Source organism: Bartonella queenslandensis, assembly GCF_018155095.1.
GTDB lineage: Bacteria > Pseudomonadota > Alphaproteobacteria > Rhizobiales > Rhizobiaceae > Bartonella > Bartonella queenslandensis_B.
In genome coordinates this window covers 152341-171847 of the sequence record NZ_NAAI01000001.1, presented here as the reverse complement: position 1 = coordinate 171847, position 19507 = coordinate 152341, and the positions used below count along the sequence as shown (strand labels likewise).

Sequence of the window (19507 nt, the reverse complement as noted above, 5' to 3'; positions counted from 1 at the left end):
TTAAATCTTGCCAAGAATTTTTAATTCTCGTAAAGCAGCTGCATCACGAGCAGAGACATCAGGATAAGTCGGATCACTCCCAACATCTTGCGTATAACGCCATGATCGAGCACACTTTTTTCCCAATGCCTTCTCTGGATATACACCAACACCTTCAACATCATTCAAAGTAAAAGCATCAAAAGGCATTGCATCTTGCGTAATTGTGAGAGCACTGGTAATACAAATTTCCGCCATATCCACATTTTCTAATGCTTCTCGTAAAATCGGATTGGAAATAAAAACAACAGGAGCTGCTTCTAACGAGGATCCAATACGCTTATTAGCGCGTTCAAGCTCTAGGGCACCTGTTACAACTTTACGGACTTGGCGAATTTTTTTCCAACGCTCAGCCAAAGATTGGTTTTGCCATTCTTCTGGTACAGAGCGAAATTGTTCCAAATGCACCGATTGGCTTTCTGGGTAACGCTCTAACCAAGCTTCTTCCATCGTAAAAGGCAGCATTGGAGCAAGCCATGTCACCATTCGTTCAAAAATCTCACGAACAACCTGCAAAGAAGCCTTACGTTTTTGTGATGAAGGCGCATCGCAATAAAGAGAATCCTTACGGATATCAAAATAAAATGCCGATAACTCAATGATTGAAAAATCTAATAATGCGCGCATAATTTTTTTAAAATCAAATTCATCGTAGGCGCGATTTATTAACTGATCCAGTTCAAAAAGCCGATGTAATATAAACTTTTCAAGATCTGGCAGTGCATCATAAGATATTTTTTCTCCTTCATCATACGTTAAAGTTCCAAGCATCCAGCGAATTGCATTGCGCAATTTACGATATGAATCCACATTGGTTTGAAGAATTTTTTTACCTAAACGCTGATCTTCCCAATAATCTGTTGTCATGACCCAGAGACGAAAAATATCAGCACCAGATGTTTTAATGATCTCCTGTGGAACAACCGTATTGCCTAAAGACTTAGACATTTTCTTACCATTCTCATCCAAAGTAAAACCGTGTGTGATCACTGTCTTATAGGGAGAAAAAGCACGCGTGCCACAGCTTTCCAAAAGAGAAGATTGAAACCATCCACGATGTTGATCAGAGCCTTCAAAATAAACATCTGCAGGCCATTTCAAATCAGCACGATCTTCTAACACAAAGCTATGACTTGCCCCAGAATCAAACCAAACGTCCAGAATATCATAAACTTGTATCCAAGGCTCATGTGCACGGTCCCTTAAAAAACGTTCACGTGCTCCTTCAGCAAACCATGCATCGGCCCCTTCTGCCTCAAAAGCTCGTAAAATACGCTCGTTCACGCCTTCATCCTTCAAAACAACACCATCCTCATTGGCAAAAATACAAATAGGAACTCCCCAAGAACGTTGACGCGAAAGGACCCAATCAGGACGATCTTCTATCATAGAAGCAAGACGGTTTTGCCCAGAAGATGGCACAAAACGCGTTTTTGAAATGGCTTCCAAAGCCCGACTGCGTAAAGTTGAACCATCCCCAAGATCTTTATCCATTGAAATAAACCATTGCGGTGTATTGCGAAAAATAACAGGTTTTTTTGAGCGCCAACTATGGGGATAGGAATGTTTTAAACGCCCCCTTGCAAACAATCGATCTGCTTTAATTAAAGCGTTAATGACCTCTTTATTGGCATCACCCATTTTTCCATTATCATCAATAACACGTGCAGGTCCTCCTTCACGATCTGGTCCCAAACCTGGCACATCTTTCGTATAGAAACCCGCATCATCAACAGGAAAAGGTATCGATGTATCAATTCCCATTTGCTCTAATAAAAGCTTATAATCATTCCAAATTTCAAAGTCCTCACGCCCATGGCTTGGTGCTGTATGGACAAAACCTGTACCAGCACTCTCTGTCACATGAGCGCCCTCAAGCAGCGCAATCTTATAATTATAACCTCCAGCCAAACCTTTGAGTGGATGAGAAAGAACAAGAGCTTTCAATTCGTCAGCAGAAATAATACGCAAACGCTTCAAAACGAGTTTGGCTTTTTCTGCACAACTCATCGCTAAAGCATCTGCAAAGAGAAGTTTTTCTCCCACTTGAGGACCAAAATCATTTTCAGCACTTTCTACTTCGTAAATACTATAAGAAATCTGCGAAGAATAACTCACTGCACGATTGCCTGGAATTGTCCATGGTGTTGTTGTCCAAATGACAACATAAGCACCATATAGATCATCAGAATTTGCTTCAAAAATAGGAAACTTAACCCAAATAATCTCTGATTCATGATCGTGATATTCAATCTCAGCTTCTGCCAAAGCTGTACGCTCCACAACAGACCACATTACCGGCTTGGAACCACGATAAATCTGATCTGACATAGCAAATTTTATCAATTCACTTGCAATGCGTGCTTCTGCATGAAACGCCATTGTGGTGTAAGGCGCCTTAAAATCTCCCACAACACCAAGGCGTTTAAATTCTTCACTTTGAACGGTTACCCAATGCCGTGCAAATTCACGGCATTCTTGACGAAATTCGTTAAGAGGGACTTCATCCTTATTTTTCCCTTGTGCTCGATATTTTTCTTCAATTTTCCATTCAATTGGAAGCCCATGGCAATCCCACCCAGGAACATAATTTGCATTAAAACCGCGCATTTGGAATGAACGGACAACCACATCCTTTAGAACTTTATTTAAAGCATGCCCAATATGAATATGACCATTTGCATAAGGTGGACCATCATGCAGAATATAAAATGGACGATCTTTTGCTTGTTGACGCAATTGCGCATAAAGTCCCATATTTTCCCAACGTTCCATTAATTCAAGCTCTTTTTGTGGAAGCCCTGCACGCATAGGAAAATTTGTTTGTGGGAGATAAAGAGTTTTTGAATAATCTATTGTTTCATTTTTCACAGTCATTGTGAAATATTCCTGTCCACTTTTACGATTTCATTTTTGCATAACTTCCCTGAATCCTGCAACTCTGGTTTTTATCTATAGGGAAAGCCGAGCTTATCATTCGTATTAAGCAGCGATCAAGAAAATATATCATCACACCTCATGGGCTTTATCATGAAATTCACAAGAAAAGAAACAAAAAAATAATCTTTAAAAAATAAAGGCTCCACGACCAGTGGAGCCTCTTAGAGAATTACTCTTAAAATAATTTAGAATTTATAAGCGACACCAACACGGAAATCATTGGTTTTGTAGTTAACTTCAAGTTTTTCCTTTGCAAATTTCTTTTTACCAAAATCGGAATAACGATATTCTGCGCGCACAATCACATTATCCAACACAGCGAAATCAACGCCACCACCAAGTGTGTAACCAATCATGGTTTTAGTTTCATCGGTTAGATTCTTAGAAGAAACGACGCTCCCATCCTCATCCTTAACAGATACGGACACAGTGTCCTGGAACTGCCCATAAGCAATACCACCAGCAAGATAAGGCATAAAGCGATCAGCAGCAAAACCGATACGTACCCGTGTAGCCCCACCCCAATTTTGTTTGAAAGTATGGCTTAAAGTTTCAACTTCATCCTCTTGATCAAAACCAAGTTCAGAAGCCATCCTCTTCATTTGTTCTATACCATATACACTGGAATCATTCTTATCCGCTGCTTGTGGACTTTGTGGAGAGCCATGTGAATTACCATGTGCATGAGCACCAGAGCTATGTGGATTAGTACCATGTGCATGAGATATACTATACGGATGAGCATACCCATGACCATGGTGCCCCCCGTGTGCTCCACTCGTTCCATTTGAAGCCTTTGCCTCTGATCCAGAAGATGACCCTGATCTCCCAAGTACAAGTGGTGAACTCGGTACTGTTTTTTCGGCTAATGATGACTGTCCCAATGTAGGTTTTACAGGTATAGATTGACTTGTTTCTAACCTTGTTGATAAGGTAGAAGGCCCTGATGTTTCTTTAACCGTTTGTGTAGACGATAATTTTGCAGGCGTATTTGGTACATTTGAAACAGCTGATGATGATTGCTCTCCTGCGTCTGATCTTGCCAATAAGAGCGTTGTCTGCTTTGGCGAGCTTACTCCTGTGGTAGAGGATGTTGGTTTAAGTGCAACTGACTTTAATTCACTTACCAAGCTTTCTGCACCTGATCTTGGTAATGGAGTCCGTACTAATTTCCCCGAACTTTCCCCTACGCTGGAGGATGCTGACTGAGAAGTAATAACTCTTTCTGCGGGTGCCGCAGATGTTAACGCCCCTGATTCTTTTGTTCCCACCAGTGTTTCTTTTGCTGTAGAAATAACCTCGCCAACTTTTGCTGATACCGCTGATGAAGCTGATTTCACTTTAACAGATTTTTCTGATGCAGAATGTTCTGAAGAAACGATCTGTGTGGTTGTTGGTGTTCCCACTGCTGAAACTGTAGGCTGCGTTACTTTTGTTGATCTGCGGGATCTTAAAACTACATTTTCTACTGTAGCGTTATCAGGTGCACCTATAGTAATGCTCTTTGTGTGCTTTTTCCCAGATAGCGTTAAATCCGTATCGACACCAAAAATAAAGTTGTCTCCGAGATCAATATTAGACCCTGCATAAAAACCACCTGCAAAACCTGAAAGTTTAGGAGAAAACTCTTTATCCAGTGGCAAACTCTTTTCTTGACCGACAAGAGCCATATCCGCTTTGCTCGAAAAACCACCAGCGTGGACACCTAAATAAAGACCTGTCCATGAAAAAGTAGGTGCAACAATAGCAGCAGAAGAAGAAGTCGATGATGCTGGCTGATGAGGAATCATAACATCAGCAGCAAGCGCTGTAGACGCTGAAATTAAAGAAAAAATAGACGCTGTTATTAAACGTTTCGTATTCATAAAATCTCTCCAAATATCCAAAATGAAATGTATATAGAGCATCTTTTTTGAAAGATCTGTAGCAAAAATGACACACTCACAAAAAAATAAGAATATTGTGAAAATAAGGCTTCTTAACTATTTAATTTTGCATTCAATGAGGATTTGTAAATTAAATCACACTAAAATTATCTGTCTTAAAGTTGGATTTATTTTCACTAAATTTTCGCATGGCTATCAATAACAACATCCTTTACAAATTTCTTTTTACAGAAATCTAAATAATGCTATTCTTCATGCAACAGAACATTGCCTATCATTGAAAAATCAACGCCAACAAAACCCATGAAACTTTACTTTTTAAAAACCAAGCACCATCAAAGTTTCATCAAATAAAACATTCACAAAAAATTTTTAAATTCTTTGCAAAAATATTCCCGTCCTGTCGCATCACTTTGATTTATAAAGATAACTTATTGCTGGCATATTGAATGAGAAAAACTAATATCGTAGAATTTTCTCATTTAAAACCTATTCCATGTTGAATCAATCAAAAAGATGTCTCTTGTATGTCAAAACTAGAATGAACGTATAGGTAAAAATATTAAAGACAAGATTAAAAATATTTCTTATAAACGCTCTTAACAGCTAAGGTCCGCCTGCAACATTGGTGGCTAGCAAAATGTATGATGGTGCCACCTTGCTCTTTTTATGAAGCGTAAAGGTTAGTGGTACGCAATAGATTTTTATTATATTGGAGACTTTATTGCTTATTGCCGTACGCTTTTGTTTATTGCGTTCTTTAAATGGAGTCACGACCTTCATGTAAAATAGAATGCCATTGCATTGCATATTCACGGGCTTGTTTTAAAGAGACATCTCTCAAGGTACCCAAGCCTATTTCGCGACGGCGTCCATGAATAGTATAACGATAAAGCCATTGAGCACCTCCATCTTTACACTTATGAAGTAGCAAAACGGCGCCATCGTTATATTTGTCAACTCCCAATGTTGCAACAACTCTTGCATTAATACAGTTCATAAGAGCCATTTTTAGTCCTTTCTTATACAGTTTTTACCCACACGCCAGCCCCACTTGTGACGTGCAAGCAAGAGATTTTGATTGACTCAAGATAAACAGATTTGAAATGAGAGAATCTTACGTTATTCAGAGTTCTAACTCAATATGAATAACGCTAAATTATCATTATAAATCAATATATTGTAGCTTTATACCATTCACGGTTTCTGATATGAAACGGATGTGATATGCTCTGAGAAATATTTCTTTAAAACAAGCTTTTGAGTATGTAAAAATAAGTATACTTTGTTTGGGGTATTTTATTTTGCATAAGGAGTGCAATCCCCATTAGAAAACGCAATAAATAAAAGTATGAAATAATACGTTATCTTCATTATTTAAATGGCATTATTCTATTAAAAAAACATTACTCTCAATGGTTTTAAAAATCATAAAGCTCAATTAAAAGAAGATGGTAAAATTGCAAACTGGTTTTTCTCTTTATGACTTCATATGCTTTCCCAATGGGATTGTATTCTCGTTTGAGAGATTACTCCAACAGATATATTGTAGTACGCCCACTTTAACCTAGCATATAAAAGTAGACTAAAACGCGTCACTGGTTATGATCTTTTTCTATTTTTGAGATGAATTAAATGCTTTTCACTTAAGCGTGAAAAATAGCAGCAGCGATATAAGATTTTACGTACTAAATAGTTATAAAATCTTTTTATATATGGAACCAATTCACCCTTTATAATATAAAACTTCCTTCTTTAAAATTTTACACCATGCAATGGTATAATAAAAATAGAAGGGATTAAAAGAGATAAAATAGGGAGCTAATAAAATAAAAGGCCCCGTTAAACGAGGCCTTTTATTTTATACCTTTTTTGCTTCTAATTTCGTTATTTACGAAATTAGAACTTGTATGCAACACCTACACGGAAATCATTAGTTCTGTATTGAAGTTCAGCTGTGTCTTTAAAGTATTTCTTTTTACCGTAGTCTGAGTAACGGTATTCTGCACGCAACAAAACATTGTCTGTCATTGCGAAGTCAACACCAGCACCAAGGGTATAGCCAACAAGGGTCTTTGTTTCATCATATACGTTACCAGAAGCAATAACCTTATTAGCATCATTACCAGCATTAGCATCTTTTTTCACTTCAATTGCGGAAATGCCTTGCATCTGTGTATAAGCAACACCACCAGCGATATAAGGCATAATACGATCAGTAGCAAAACCAATGCGAACGCGCGTAGCACCAGACCACTTTTCTTTCATCGTAATACTTTCGGTGTATTCATCCAAGCCTGCAACTGTTAGACCATCTTTCCTCGCGATCTTAGCGTCATCAAGTAACTTATTAATTTCTGCAACAGTTTTATTAGTGTTTGATCCAACAAGCTTTGTAGCGTAATTAATTGTGTCTTTTTTACCAACAAAAGTGACATCTGTATCCAAGCCGAAGATCACACCATTGCCAAGATCAACATTGTAACCTGTGTATAGGCCACCGAGCATACCGGAAAGCTTAAGATTGTTTCTTGAAAAATAACCGGTATCTTTGTCAGATTTCATTGCACGACCACCAATCTGAGCACCAAGATAAAAACCTGTCCAAGAAAAGGTAGGGGCTGCGATAGCTGCTGGGGCTGTTTCATGAGGGATGATAACATCAGCAGCTTGTGCCGCAGAAGCAGCTGCCATAACAATAACAGAAGTTGTTACTAAAGATTTTATATTCATAAACTTTGCTCCTAATTTATTTATGAGCACAGTGCTACAAGATTAAACGGAGAAAAGCTGTAGTAAAAATAACACAGTCACAGGAAATGGAGAGTTTGCCGAAGATAAAATGACTTCATAGCTTCGTTTTATACGAGAAACCACAAACTTTGAATGTAAATAACTTATTGATTTTAAATATGATTATTGTATATGATTTTTTTTAATTAAATCTTAATAAGATTTTTTACGTCTACTATAAATATGAGATGTGTGATAATATAGCAACAGAGAATAACAAAGGCTCTGTCTTTGACAGAGCCTTTGTTATTTAACTTACCATCTGTTAAAATTTGTAAGCAACACCAACACGGAAATCATTGGTTTTGTAAGAAGTTTCATATTTATCATTTGAAAATTTCTTTTTACCAAAATCGGAGTAACGATATTCCGCACGGACAATAATATTATTGGTCATTGCTAAATCAGCACCCACACCGAGGGTGTAGCCAACAAGGGTTTTTGTTTCATCAGACAGGGTACCAGAAGCGATGACTTTGTCTGAATCTTTATCTGTTATTGAAATCGATGCAATATCTTGAAGCTGCGTATAGGCGATACCACCAGCAACATAAGGCATAATACGTTCAGCAGCAAAACCAATACGCACACGTGTTGCACCAGCCCACTTTTCTTTAAAAGTGAAACTATGTGTTCGTTTAAAACTAGGTTTAAGGGCATCTTGACTAACATTAATTGAAGCGTCTTTTAATAGCTTGTTAATATAATTAATGTGTTCTGGGGCAATGACATATGTTTTTCCTGTTTTTGTGTCATCTTTATTAGACCACATGATATCTGTATCGACACCTAAAATAAGGCCGTTACCCAGATCAATATTAGAACCTGCGTAAAGACCACCCATGAAACCAGATAATTTTGGCAAATAATCATCACTTACCGGAATCTTTTGTCCTTTAGCGAGAATATCCATCTTCGTTTTACCCGAAAAGCCACCAATCTGCCCACCAAAGTAGAAACCTGTCCAAGAAAAAGTTGGAGCAACAATAACAGGAGCAACGGGTGTTGGACTCGGGGGAACAACAACATCTGCTGCTTTCGCCGCTGAAACTGAAACAAAAGCGAAAGCAGAAGCTGTTATTAACCATTTCATATTCATATTTTCTCTCCATAGCTGAATATTTATTTGAACACATCATATCATATAGAGCCGCAACTCCAGATATCTGTAGCAAAAATGATACACTCATAAAAAAAACAAAATCCCAATCAAAGCACCTTTAATTGCTTGATCTGTAATCAATGAGAATTAAATGATGCTCATGCATAAATGTGTTCTTCTCATCATATTTTCTCTTCTTTATGAATTTTGCAAAAAACTGCGATATTTCCCCGTGTAAAATATATGCTATTGGCTATGGAAAGATGGTATATTGATTATAATGCAAAAATTATCTTTTCGTCTGTAATATTGAAGATGCTCTCATCATTAAATCATTTAAGAAAAATAAAATGCCTCTTATGAAACTTCTCAATATCAAGAACAACCAGAACTCTTACAATATTGAGAACAAGCCAAATGCAATCGTTCTATTTAAATTCATAAAAATAAATTTATACAAATAATGTTTTTAGCTTCATCATTTGTAATACCAAATGTGTATAGCTCTTTGATTATTTTTTACTGTACAGAATGTGTATCGCACATAAAAAAGTTTTGGATACTTCATAGATTGCAACAAGATCACATTTAACTTACCTGTTCTTTGTTTTTGCTTTAGGAATTTATTGTTTTTGAAAGATTGACCATTTTTACTCAACCTTATAGAATTTTTAAAGCTTCAGCATTTTTTGTAGGCGCCCTATTTCATAGTCTTTTATAAAATAAATTGAAAAAACAACTCATGATAAACACCTACCATAAGAAATCTTTCCTAAAGTTTTCAAACAAAACCTTGCTTTTTAAATCATGAATTTGGCAGAAAAGATATTCGATATCTTAAATCATAGACAAACAAAAAATATTTATAATCGAAAAATGCTAAAAAATCAAAAGGGTAACTTAAAATAAGATTCTTTAACTTAATTACAGACCTCTTTCTCGATTTTGATAAAAAATCCTACTCAGATCCTGTATGCAAACAGCCCAGATTTTTGTTGAGCGGGTTTGTCTTTATTTCCCGCTCATGTGATTTACTTAACTGGAGGTTTTTTAGACCAAGCCTTACTTTTGATCCGCAACCATATTCTAAAAACACTTAAAATAAGGGAGATCTCTACGGCTTATATAACCACACGTCAAATGAGAGAATTCACGAAATATGCGATATAATCGATATAATAGAGTAATCCAAAATCTACATATTCATATAATTCCATGAAATTTGTAACGAGCAACCACCATTATACAGTGTATTCTTTCACCAAAACCTCCCTCCCCCTATCTTTTCCGAACAATACCATTCATAACCTCGCACAGAATCATAATACCCTTCCCCAAAAATAGCTCCCTCCTGTTTTCAAATGATAAAAAATATTTCCTTTCTTAAACACCCAAACATACACTCTTTGATATCATTTTCTTACTTTTTAAAAACTCATTGGACCTCTTCTAAATAAATCTGGCCGTCTTCTCTTCCCTGGTCCTTTTTTAGGCTTTTTGCCAGAATGTGATACAGGTACTAAATCAGCTGCTGCCATGCATTGGCTGTTATGCGTGCAAGAAAGTTCCATTTGGACAATTTCAGATAAGATCTTGCTCAACTGTTTACTAGAAAAAAGATCTCTAGGAGGAATAACAGAAGATATTCCCTCTATTAACTTTTGAGAAGATAAAAAAGAAGAACCCTGAGCTACAGAGATTGAAGCAAAAGTAGCAAAAGCTGTAATAAAATATTTTATGTTCATAAATTTAACCTCGTATAAATATCCATAATGGATTTTATCTAGTGTCTTCATTGCAAATTTCCAGAAAAAAGAGCGTGTTTATAGATAAAAAGTGAGAATCCTCAAAAAAAACAAAGCCTTGGAGCATTTTAATTTTAAAATAAATACAAATTATCCTGCTCTACCAACGTAGAAATCACTTGTTTAGAAATGAATAAAGGTTCAACGTATCGCCTAGGAACAATAAACTACACAAATTTCATATTAATATATTGATTTATATAATTTTTCCTATCGAATGCGTGTTCTCCGTATCATAAGATTATCTCATTTCAAACTTGCTCATGATACATTAAGCAAAATTATTCGCTTACATGTGATAAATGAGGTTGATATATAGATAAAACTCGAGAAAAAGCCGTTTTTTTAATAAACTCATTTAAATGCTAAATTTATTATGACATTTTGACTTAGTCAAAAGCGTGTTCCTGCTGACTTTTTTCTAGATATCACTCTTTGTATTGTTCAGTGTAATCGTGGTTAATCTTTATATATTAAGCATACAACATTTTGATTTATAATGATAATATAGCTTTATCCATATTAAATTAGAACTCCGAATACCATAAAATCCTTTCATTCCAAATCTCCCTCATGTTGAATCAATCAAAACCTTTTGTTTGTACATTACAAGTGGGAAAGCCTATATGGAGTGAAACGGTCCAATATAAAGACTAAAATACCTCTTATGAAGTATCTCCTGTGCCAAGGGCCGTCACAAAATTGAGGGCTGGAAAATATAATGATAGTGCCGGTTCTCCTCTCCATAAGCGTAAAGGTGGAGGTGCTCAATAGCTTTATGGTTATACCATTCAAGGGCACCGTCGCGAAATGAGCTTGGGTGCCTTAAGAAACGTTTCTTTAAAAAAAGCCCGTGAATGAGTAAATCAATGGCGTTCTGTTTTGCATGAGGGGAGTAACTCAACTAAAGAATATGAAACACAAAAGCGTCAAGCAATGCGTAATCTGCATTATTTAACAGATATGCTTAGGTACTTTTGAAAGTAGTAAAGAAGAATTCAAAATAATGATAGGGGTAGAAATTGTTTTTTATATCGCTGCCTTTATATTTTCCCTCCATTAGCCTGTATACCAATTTCAGAGATTTAAGTCTCTCACCGTATGTTTCTAGCCTCTCCTCAAAGTCGTTTTTTTAAATAAAGGCTGATATAAACATAAAAAATATGAATTCGTAAATAGACTTTATATTGTTTAAAATTCAAATAAAAGAATACTGATGTATAATCCTTCTGAAAAGATGAGAGGACAAAAGACAAAATGCCTACATTATAGGCATTTTGTCCTCTTACATTAATAATTCACTCCATTAAAAGTCAATTTTTAAAGTTAGCTATGCGCAAAAATATCAACTTCCGACCATCCTAAGAGATCTAGCCTAGCTCTCATAGGCAAAAATTGGAAGCATGCCTTGGCAACACTTTCTCGCTCTTCGCGTCTTAGACGTTCTTCAAATATAACCTTTAAACGATGCAAATATAATACATCCGACGCAGCATATTCAATTTGTGCTTGTGATAACGTTTCTGCCGCCCAATCCGAAGATTGCTGCTGTTTAGAAATATTCACATTCAGCAATTCATTACAAATTTCTTTCAAGCCATGACGATCTGTATAAGTACGCGTAAGCTTTGAAGCGATCTTTGTACAAAAAACAGCCTCTGGCATAACATCAAATGTATGCGCTAAAATAGCAAGATCAAAACGCCCAAAATGAAATATTTTGGTAATTGCGTTATCTTTAAGAAGCTTGACCAAATTAGGGGCACTCTTTTGTCCTTTAGCAATCTGTACAATATCAGCAGTCCCATCTCCAGAAGAAATCTGAACAACACATAAACGATCACGATGCGGTTGGAGCCCTAAAGTCTCGGTATCAATCGCAATGGCATCAGTTTTATAATTGTCCAAATTTGGTAAATCACCTTGATGAACGCGAACCTCAGCCATTCAGCCTCCTATTTGCTAAAGCGACAAGAATACGCGCCCAAGACCGTTGCCCCTTATGAAACGATTTTAAATTATACTTTTCATTAGGTGAATGAATACAATCATCAGCGAGTGCATAACCAACCAAAACAGTTTCCATACCAAGAATTGACTGAAAGTCTGCTACAACCGGAATCGAACCACCCATAGCTGTCAATACAGTAGGAACTCCCCACTCTTGCGATAAAGCATCCTTTGCCACCTTGATAAAAGATGAATCATGGGAAAGCTGAAGAGCTGGAGAAGAACCGTGATTCTTAAATTCAACTGTACAGTCAGCAGGAATTGAACTACGGACATAATCACGCAACGCTTGGCGTATTTTCTCTGGATCTTGTTTATGAACGAGACGACATGACACCTTTGCACTCGCTTGAGAAGCAATAACCGTTTTTATCCCTTCCCCTTCATAACCGCCACTAATACCATTCATTTCCATGGTAGGACGTGCCCATGTGCATTCTAAAATGCTCCGCCCTTTTTCACCAGAAGGAATAGAAAGACCTATAGGACCAAGAAAATTTTCAGCCGTACAATTAAGCTCATTCCATAACTGCAAAATCTGTGGAGATGTTTCTTCAACCCCATCATAAAAACCTGGAAGTGTTACCCTATTATTTTCATCATGAAGGCCTGCCAAAACTTTAGCTAAAATACGAATGGGATTAGCTGCTACTCCTCCAAAATAACCAGAATGCAAATCACGATTAGCTGCTGTGATAATAATCTCTTCTGCCATAATTCCTCGAAGAGAAAGAGCAATAGACGGTGTATTCGCGTCCCACATCGACGTATCACAAACCAATGCGCAATCAGCCTTAAGCTCCTCCTTATTTTCTTTCAAAAAAGGAATAAGGGAAGGAGAAGCACTTTCTTCTTCTCCCTCAAATAAAACAGTCACTTTAATGGGTAGCTGCCCCGTTTCTTTCTTAAATGCACGACATGCCTCAACAAAGGTCATGAGCTGCCCTTTGTCATCTGAAGCTCCACGAGCACAAATAACTTTCTCTCCATTTCTCTCTTTTAAAGAAGGTGTAAATGGATCATCCTCCCATAAACTCAACGGATCAACAGGTTGAACATCATAATGTCCGTAAAACAACACGTGCAAACAATCATCTGAAGGTCCTGGATGATGCCCAACAACCATTGGATGACCCGGTGTATCACGGCGTGAAACTTCAAAACCAATGCTTTTTAAATCCTCTACTAACCAATCAGCTGCGCTACGACATGCATCCTTATAAGCTGAGTCTGTAGAAATCGATTGAAAACGTAAAAGAGAAAAAAGGCGTTCAAGGCTCTTTTCTATATTTCCATCAATATGTGTTAGTACTTTATTCAGCATAAAAAAACCTCTCAAGCCTCGTATATTCATATATTGTAAGAATTTGACTTTAACCCTCTTGTAGGATTTTGCAAGACACCTTATTCATTTTTGACACTGTGAGCAGTAAAAACTTGAACGCCCAGACTGTAAAATACGGATAATAGGCGTTCCGCATTCCAAACATTCTTTGCCTTCTCGTCCATAAACTGAAAAAGCATGTTGAAAATAACCAAGTGAGCCATCTATATGCATATAATCACGTAAAGAAGAGCCTCCAGATAAAATAGCTTCAGAAATTACATCGCGTATATTCTGTACTAAAAAATCTGCAAGTTCACATGCATAAACCGTTTTTGATGCCAATGTAAATGCACCACGCTGTGGAGATAAGCGACTCCGCCAAAGTGCTTCGCAAACATAAATATTCCCAAGACCCGCAACGATAGTCTGATCAAGTAAAACGCCCTTGAGAGATGTTTTTTTATTAGCAAAAGCCTTTTGTAAATAACAACCAGAAAACCCATGACTCATAGGTTCAGGCCCTAGTTTATTTAAAAGCGGGTGTTTATAAAGCTTATCCGTATCAACTAAAAGCATAAACCCAAAGCGGCGCACATCATTATAAATAAGATGGTAAACTTCACCATTCTTTGTCTGAATATCCATGATAAAATGATCATGCTTAACCAATTTACTGGTCGTTGAAAAAGCTTTTCTTAAAAGATTATTCTCTATACGCCATGATCCAGACATTCCTAAATGGCTTAAAATCGTTTCATCCTGAGAAAGATGAAATAATAAATATTTCGCACGCCGACCAAGTCCTAGAATTTTTCTGCCAATAAGCCGTTCAGAAAAAGCCTCAGGAAAAGGAAAACGCAAATCTTTACGATTAAGTTTGATAGATACTATCTTTGCATCAGTGACAACAGACTCGAGTCCACGACGAACCGTCTCTACTTCAGGAAGCTCAGGCATCACTCCTCTTTAATAATTGTGCAATTTCCAGTCGTATCAGTGATAAACTGATCTCTTCCCCGCTCTCAAAGAACGAAAAATTTTAACCCTATCTAGTCTGTAAAAAACTGCAATTCTTGTCAAGCGGTCTCCACTTGACTTCATACTCATGCGACTCACTTAATGAAAAGCTCCACGATCAAGACCTGTCTTGAACATTCATCCTCGTACTCTAAAAAAACTTACCCTGTCAAGAAGACTTACCTACCTTAAATGACGTTTTATGGCATAACAAGATTAATCCCATTCACCCTTACGAAATACAGGAACTCTTACACCTGCCTGCGTAATTCCATCTATGTCAATTTCACCAGAGCCAATCATCCAATCAATATGAATAACGCTTTTATTACCACCACGGACTGCAATCTCTTCTGATGTCAATGAGGCTCCATCTAAAAAGCATTTGGAATAACACTGCCCTAAAGCAATATGGCAGGCTGCATTTTCATCAAACAAGGTATTATAAAAAAGAAGATCACTCTTAGAAATTGGTGAAGAATGAGGAACAAGGGCAACTTCGCCCAATCGGCTTGCACCCTCATCACTTTGCAAAATCTGTTGTAAAACTTCTTGGCCCGTTGATGCACGCGCCTCAACAATACGCCCTGCATCAAAACGTACTTCAATATTATCAATCAGTGTCCCTTGATAGGAAAGTGGCTTTGTTGAGCGAACGAAACCTTCAACCTTATGAGCATGAGGAGTCGTGAAAACTTCTTCTGTCGGAATATTAGGATTGCAAACAACACCATTTTGAGCAACGGAGGCACCACCATGCCATTCGTGATCATCCGCCAAACCAACTGTTAAATCAGTCCCTGGTCCTGTGAAATGCAAGGCAGAAAAACGCTGCTCATTCAACCAAGATGACCGTTTCTTCAAATTTGCATTATGAATAGTCCACGCCTGCACTGGATCTTCTCCTGTAACGCGTGAAGCAGAAAAAATTGCATCAGCTAATTTTTTAATCGCCTCATTAAGCGGTAAAGAAGGAAACATCGTCTCAGCCCACCCTGCTGTTGGATAAGCAACAATCGACCAATTCATAGCAAAATTTGATATTTTTTTGAGAGCAGGTTGGTAAGCTAGGGAAGTTGCTTTATTTAATCGTGCAACCTTATCAAAATCCTGATTGGAAAGGAGCAAAGGATTATCACCAACAATCGCTAAACGCGCGGCCCCATTTTCAAAAGCCTTCGCCATCCCCTCATAGAGCCAAGAAGGCGCACAATCAAAACTAGCCATATGGGCATTTTCAAATCGTGTCAGCGATAACATATCATCACTAAAAATTGGTGTAATGACACCAACACCAGCCTTATAAGCATGATAAGCAATACGCCGAACAAGAGGGAGGGCTGAAACTGGAGCAGTCAAAACAAGATCCTGCCCCTCTTGTAAATTTAACCCTACTTTTACTGTAATCTCTGCAAGACGATTAAGCATTTCAGGTGAAATTTTCTCATGAATATCAAAGTACATTACCCATACCCTTCTTTAAATAAAATGCATTCCTTATGCCGCCATATTCTAAATTGTTTTTCAAGATCCTTTAATTTGGCTTTCTCTACACATACTTGTAGATGCCATTTTGCTAAAGGATTTACTTAATGCATAAACCGCAATGGAGCATAAAATCTTCTTTGGTCGTGTAAAAACCTACCAATTTCTGTGTCGTTTTTCTAACATTGCAACAATTGCATTTAACTGATCTGATGAAGGCAATGCCATAATCGTTTTATTTTCCTCTTTCCTCACTAGATGTTGAGGTGCATAGGTGGGAATAGGAATTTTATCAAGCTGTACCACAGCAAAAGACGTAGGTTGCACTGTCTTGGATTGTGCCACTTCTATCGAAGGAGATACGCTTTTCTCTGCCTTTACTCCCTTAATTTCTAAGTTATCATCGATAAAGCTTGGTGCATGACCAGAGCGTTCTTGAGCAAAAGCATAAGCAACATCATAAGGGCGATTATTCGTAGGAACTTGAAGTGATCCATCACGTGATCGTTTTTCATAAAAAGCATTTCCTCCCGCAACTTGAACATAGTGCATATTTTTATAAGGAAAAGACAAACCAGCCGTATGAAAAAACTTAGCGTATTTAACTTTCTTATCTCGCTCACCCCGCAAAACGGCATCAGCAGCCTCTCTTACACGAGCAACAGATGCTTTCTCTGTCATAGGACGCGTTAAAACACCAGGAGCAAATTGCTTATATTGACCAACAACACCACAAATCGTCTTGGGATAAGCGCTTGAATTAACACGATTCATAACAACTGTCCCAACAGCAATCATTCCTTCACGGCTTGAGCGATTTGATTCAAAATACATCGCACGCATAAGACATTGACGCTCTGTCAATGGATACGTAATTGTTTTTGTATTCTTATTATTTACGTTTCCAGCATCTAAATGATTTGCAGCACACCCCACAACAAACAACGGCGCTACGCAAAAGGTAACAAAAACACTCCAATGATTTTTTTTCATCTTATGCAACACATTCCTATAATTTTCGAGCTATTCAAATTTTGAAATGAGCTTTAAATGTATCTCTCAATAAAGTACACAGCTAATTGTTACCACTCAGTAAAATTTTAATACAAATGGTAATCAAAAACTATCTATGCGAAATAAAAAATAAAAAAACCTTAATTTATAGATCAATATTGTCACTCTTCATGATACAATATAGGCCTATAACAACCTACATATTTCAATCGCAATAAAATAACACTATCCACTCATTCTACATACGAAAAAGATTTGGCAAAAAAGATTTGAATACCAAAACTCTTTGCATCAATATTGAAAAAATAATACAGATATCCCCTTTAATATAAAACTTTAGCAAAATGATCAGAAAGAAAATTCCTCTAGAAAACGCCCCTTCCGGCCATATTACGAGTGATGATATCATCCAACACACAAATATGTCAAATTAAGTGTTGAGAATCTTCCCTGCTCCTCCCATTTGTTGCTTCTTTGTACTTTTCCATAATACGGTTATCATATTTTTCTTATAGCTGTACTTTAAGAAACGGCTCAACGTATCTACAAATTTATTTAAACATCTAAGAAAATTTAATCTATTTTCTTCTCACCTATCCCAACTTTATAAGTAAGGTCATCGCGAGGACGATCAGATGACATATGGTAACCCGTTATGATATAATGCAACATTTCAGCAATATTGGTCACATGATCACCAATTCGTTCAATATTTTTTAAACAAAATAGTAAGTGTGTACAAACTGTAATATTGCGCATATCTTCCATCATATACGTCAGAAGTTCACGAAAAAGAGAAGTATATAAAGCATCAATCTTCTCATCACGCTCACGCACAGCATCAACACGCTCTAATAGGCGACTCGTATAAGCATTTAAAACTTCTTTTAATTGATTAAGCGCTAAAGCTGTAATTGTCTCAAGCCCATGATAAAAGGAAGCGGATTGACGTATTTCTGAAAGAGCAACAGTCCTCTTAGCAATGTTTTTCGCCATATCTCCAATCCGCTCAAGATCAGAAGAAATACGAATGGCTCCAATAATTTCACGCAAATCTACAGCCATCGGTTGGCGCTTGCAAATAATAGCAACCGCTTTTTCATCAATATCACGTTCTGCCTCATCTAAAAACACATCATCGGCAATCACTTCTGTTGCAAGTTGAAGATCACTACATACAACCGATGCAACAGAACGTTCAATCATTCGTTCTGCATGGCTCCCCATTTCTGTAATTCTTGCTTTTAGATATTTTAGTTCTGCGTCATAAGAACGAACAGTATGGTTCATAGACATATCTTACACTCCTCAATTCACCTATCCAAAACGCCCTGTGATATAATCTTGCGTCCGTTGTTCTTTTGGTGAAGTGAAGATCATTTCAGTTGCGCCAACTTCAACCAAATGCCCTAAATGAAACATGGCCGTATATTGAGAAACACGTGCCGCCTGTTGCATGGAATGTGTTACGATAACAATTGTATAATTTTGCCGTAACGCATCAATAAGCTCTTCAATCCGAGCCGTCGCAATGGGATCAAGAGCTGAACAGGGCTCATCCATCAAAATAACTTCGGGACTAACCGCAATGGCACGCGCAATACACAAACGCTGTTGTTGTCCTCCTGATAAACTTGTTCCAAGATCATGAAGACGGTCTTTTACTTCTTCAAATAAGCCGGCTTGCCTCAAACTCTTTTCAACCACATCATGTAATTCAGCGCGCGTCTTTACTAAACCGTGAATTCGCGGCCCATAGGCAACATTTTCAAATATAGATTTTGGAAAAGGACTAGGCTTTTGAAAAACCATCCCAACACGAGCACGCAATTCTACAACATCAATCCGTGTGTCATATATATCCTCCCCATCTAAAGTAATAAGACCCGTTATTTTAGCCCCTTCAATCGTATCATTCATACGATTAAAACAACGCAAAAAAGTCGATTTCCCACATCCTGATGGACCAATCAAAGCAGTGACTTGATGTTCAGGAATATCAAGGGTAATACCATGAAGTGCTTCTTTATCTCCATAAGAAACCTTCACATCCTGACCACGCATTTTAATCTTCATGACAAAAACTTAC

12 protein-coding genes and 2 pseudogenes are annotated in these 19507 nt (G+C 37.3%); 1 reads left to right on the top strand and 13 read right to left on the bottom strand.

What is annotated here, in order from left to right; translation table 11 throughout:
* The 6 genes and pseudogenes from ileS to B5V81_RS00610 form a co-directional block, all read right to left on the bottom strand.
* Positions 1–2916 carry an isoleucine--tRNA ligase gene (gene ileS / locus B5V81_RS00635; RefSeq protein ID WP_212111205.1) on the bottom strand — a complete coding sequence of 972 codons (2916 nt, stop codon included), beginning with the start codon at positions 2914–2916 and terminating at the stop codon, positions 1–3.
* Between the two features lie 248 nt (positions 2917–3164).
* Positions 3165–4844 carry an outer membrane beta-barrel protein gene (locus tag B5V81_RS00630; RefSeq protein WP_212111203.1) on the bottom strand — a complete coding sequence of 560 codons (1680 nt, stop codon included), beginning with the start codon at positions 4842–4844 and terminating at the stop codon, positions 3165–3167.
* 744 nt (positions 4845–5588) lie between these two features.
* Positions 5589–5874 (bottom strand): annotated as a pseudogene (locus B5V81_RS00625) (Arm DNA-binding domain-containing protein); the annotation flags it as partial.
* Positions 5875–6764: 890 nt separating this feature from the next.
* Positions 6765–7598, bottom strand: a complete 834-nt coding sequence (locus B5V81_RS00620; protein ID WP_212111201.1) for an outer membrane protein — start codon at positions 7596–7598, stop codon at positions 6765–6767.
* Positions 7599–7923: 325 nt separating this feature from the next.
* A complete protein-coding gene (locus tag B5V81_RS00615; RefSeq protein ID WP_212111199.1) occupies positions 7924–8757 on the bottom strand; it encodes an outer membrane protein in 834 nt (277 codons plus the stop codon).
* A gap of 1430 nt (positions 8758–10187) precedes the next feature.
* Positions 10188–10505: a hypothetical protein gene (locus tag B5V81_RS00610; protein WP_212111195.1), complete on the bottom strand. Its 318-nt coding sequence runs from the start codon at positions 10503–10505 to the stop codon at positions 10188–10190.
* Between the two features lie 741 nt (positions 10506–11246).
* On the opposite strand from B5V81_RS00610, the pseudogene B5V81_RS09145 reads away from it, so the two are divergent.
* A pseudogene (locus tag B5V81_RS09145) lies at positions 11247–11651 on the top strand (integrase); the annotation flags it as partial.
* Between the two features lie 240 nt (positions 11652–11891).
* Here B5V81_RS09145 and B5V81_RS00605 read toward each other — a convergent pair.
* From B5V81_RS00605 to pstB, 7 genes are all read right to left on the bottom strand, one after another.
* A complete protein-coding gene (locus B5V81_RS00605) occupies positions 11892–12512 on the bottom strand; it encodes a ribonuclease D (RefSeq protein ID WP_212111193.1) in 621 nt (206 codons plus the stop codon).
* Entirely contained in the window at positions 12505–13899 is a 1395-nt protein-coding gene (locus tag B5V81_RS00600) for a M20/M25/M40 family metallo-hydrolase (RefSeq protein ID WP_212111192.1), read from the bottom strand. The genes B5V81_RS00605 and B5V81_RS00600 overlap by 8 nt, the downstream gene beginning before the upstream one ends.
* 84 nt (positions 13900–13983) lie before the next feature.
* The gene (gene mutM, locus B5V81_RS00595; RefSeq protein WP_212111190.1) at positions 13984–14859 is read right to left on the bottom strand and encodes a bifunctional DNA-formamidopyrimidine glycosylase/DNA-(apurinic or apyrimidinic site) lyase; all 876 of its coding nucleotides are present in this window, start codon (positions 14857–14859) and stop codon (positions 13984–13986) included.
* 276 nt (positions 14860–15135) lie between these two features.
* Positions 15136–16383, bottom strand: coding sequence for an aminopeptidase (locus tag B5V81_RS00590; protein WP_212111185.1), 1248 nt, complete (start codon positions 16381–16383; stop codon positions 15136–15138).
* Positions 16384–16560: 177 nt separating this feature from the next.
* On the bottom strand, positions 16561–17397 hold the full coding sequence (locus B5V81_RS00585; RefSeq protein WP_212111184.1) for a cell wall hydrolase: 837 nt from the start codon (positions 17395–17397) through the stop codon (positions 16561–16563).
* 594 nt (positions 17398–17991) lie between these two features.
* Complete coding sequence (phoU, locus tag B5V81_RS00580) at positions 17992–18714, bottom strand: phosphate signaling complex protein PhoU (RefSeq protein WP_212111183.1); 723 nt, start codon at positions 18712–18714, stop codon at positions 17992–17994.
* A gap of 21 nt (positions 18715–18735) precedes the next feature.
* Positions 18736–19494 carry a phosphate ABC transporter ATP-binding protein PstB gene (gene pstB, locus B5V81_RS00575; RefSeq protein ID WP_212111182.1) on the bottom strand — a complete coding sequence of 253 codons (759 nt, stop codon included), beginning with the start codon at positions 19492–19494 and terminating at the stop codon, positions 18736–18738.
* Positions 19495–19507: the final 13 nt, after the last annotated feature.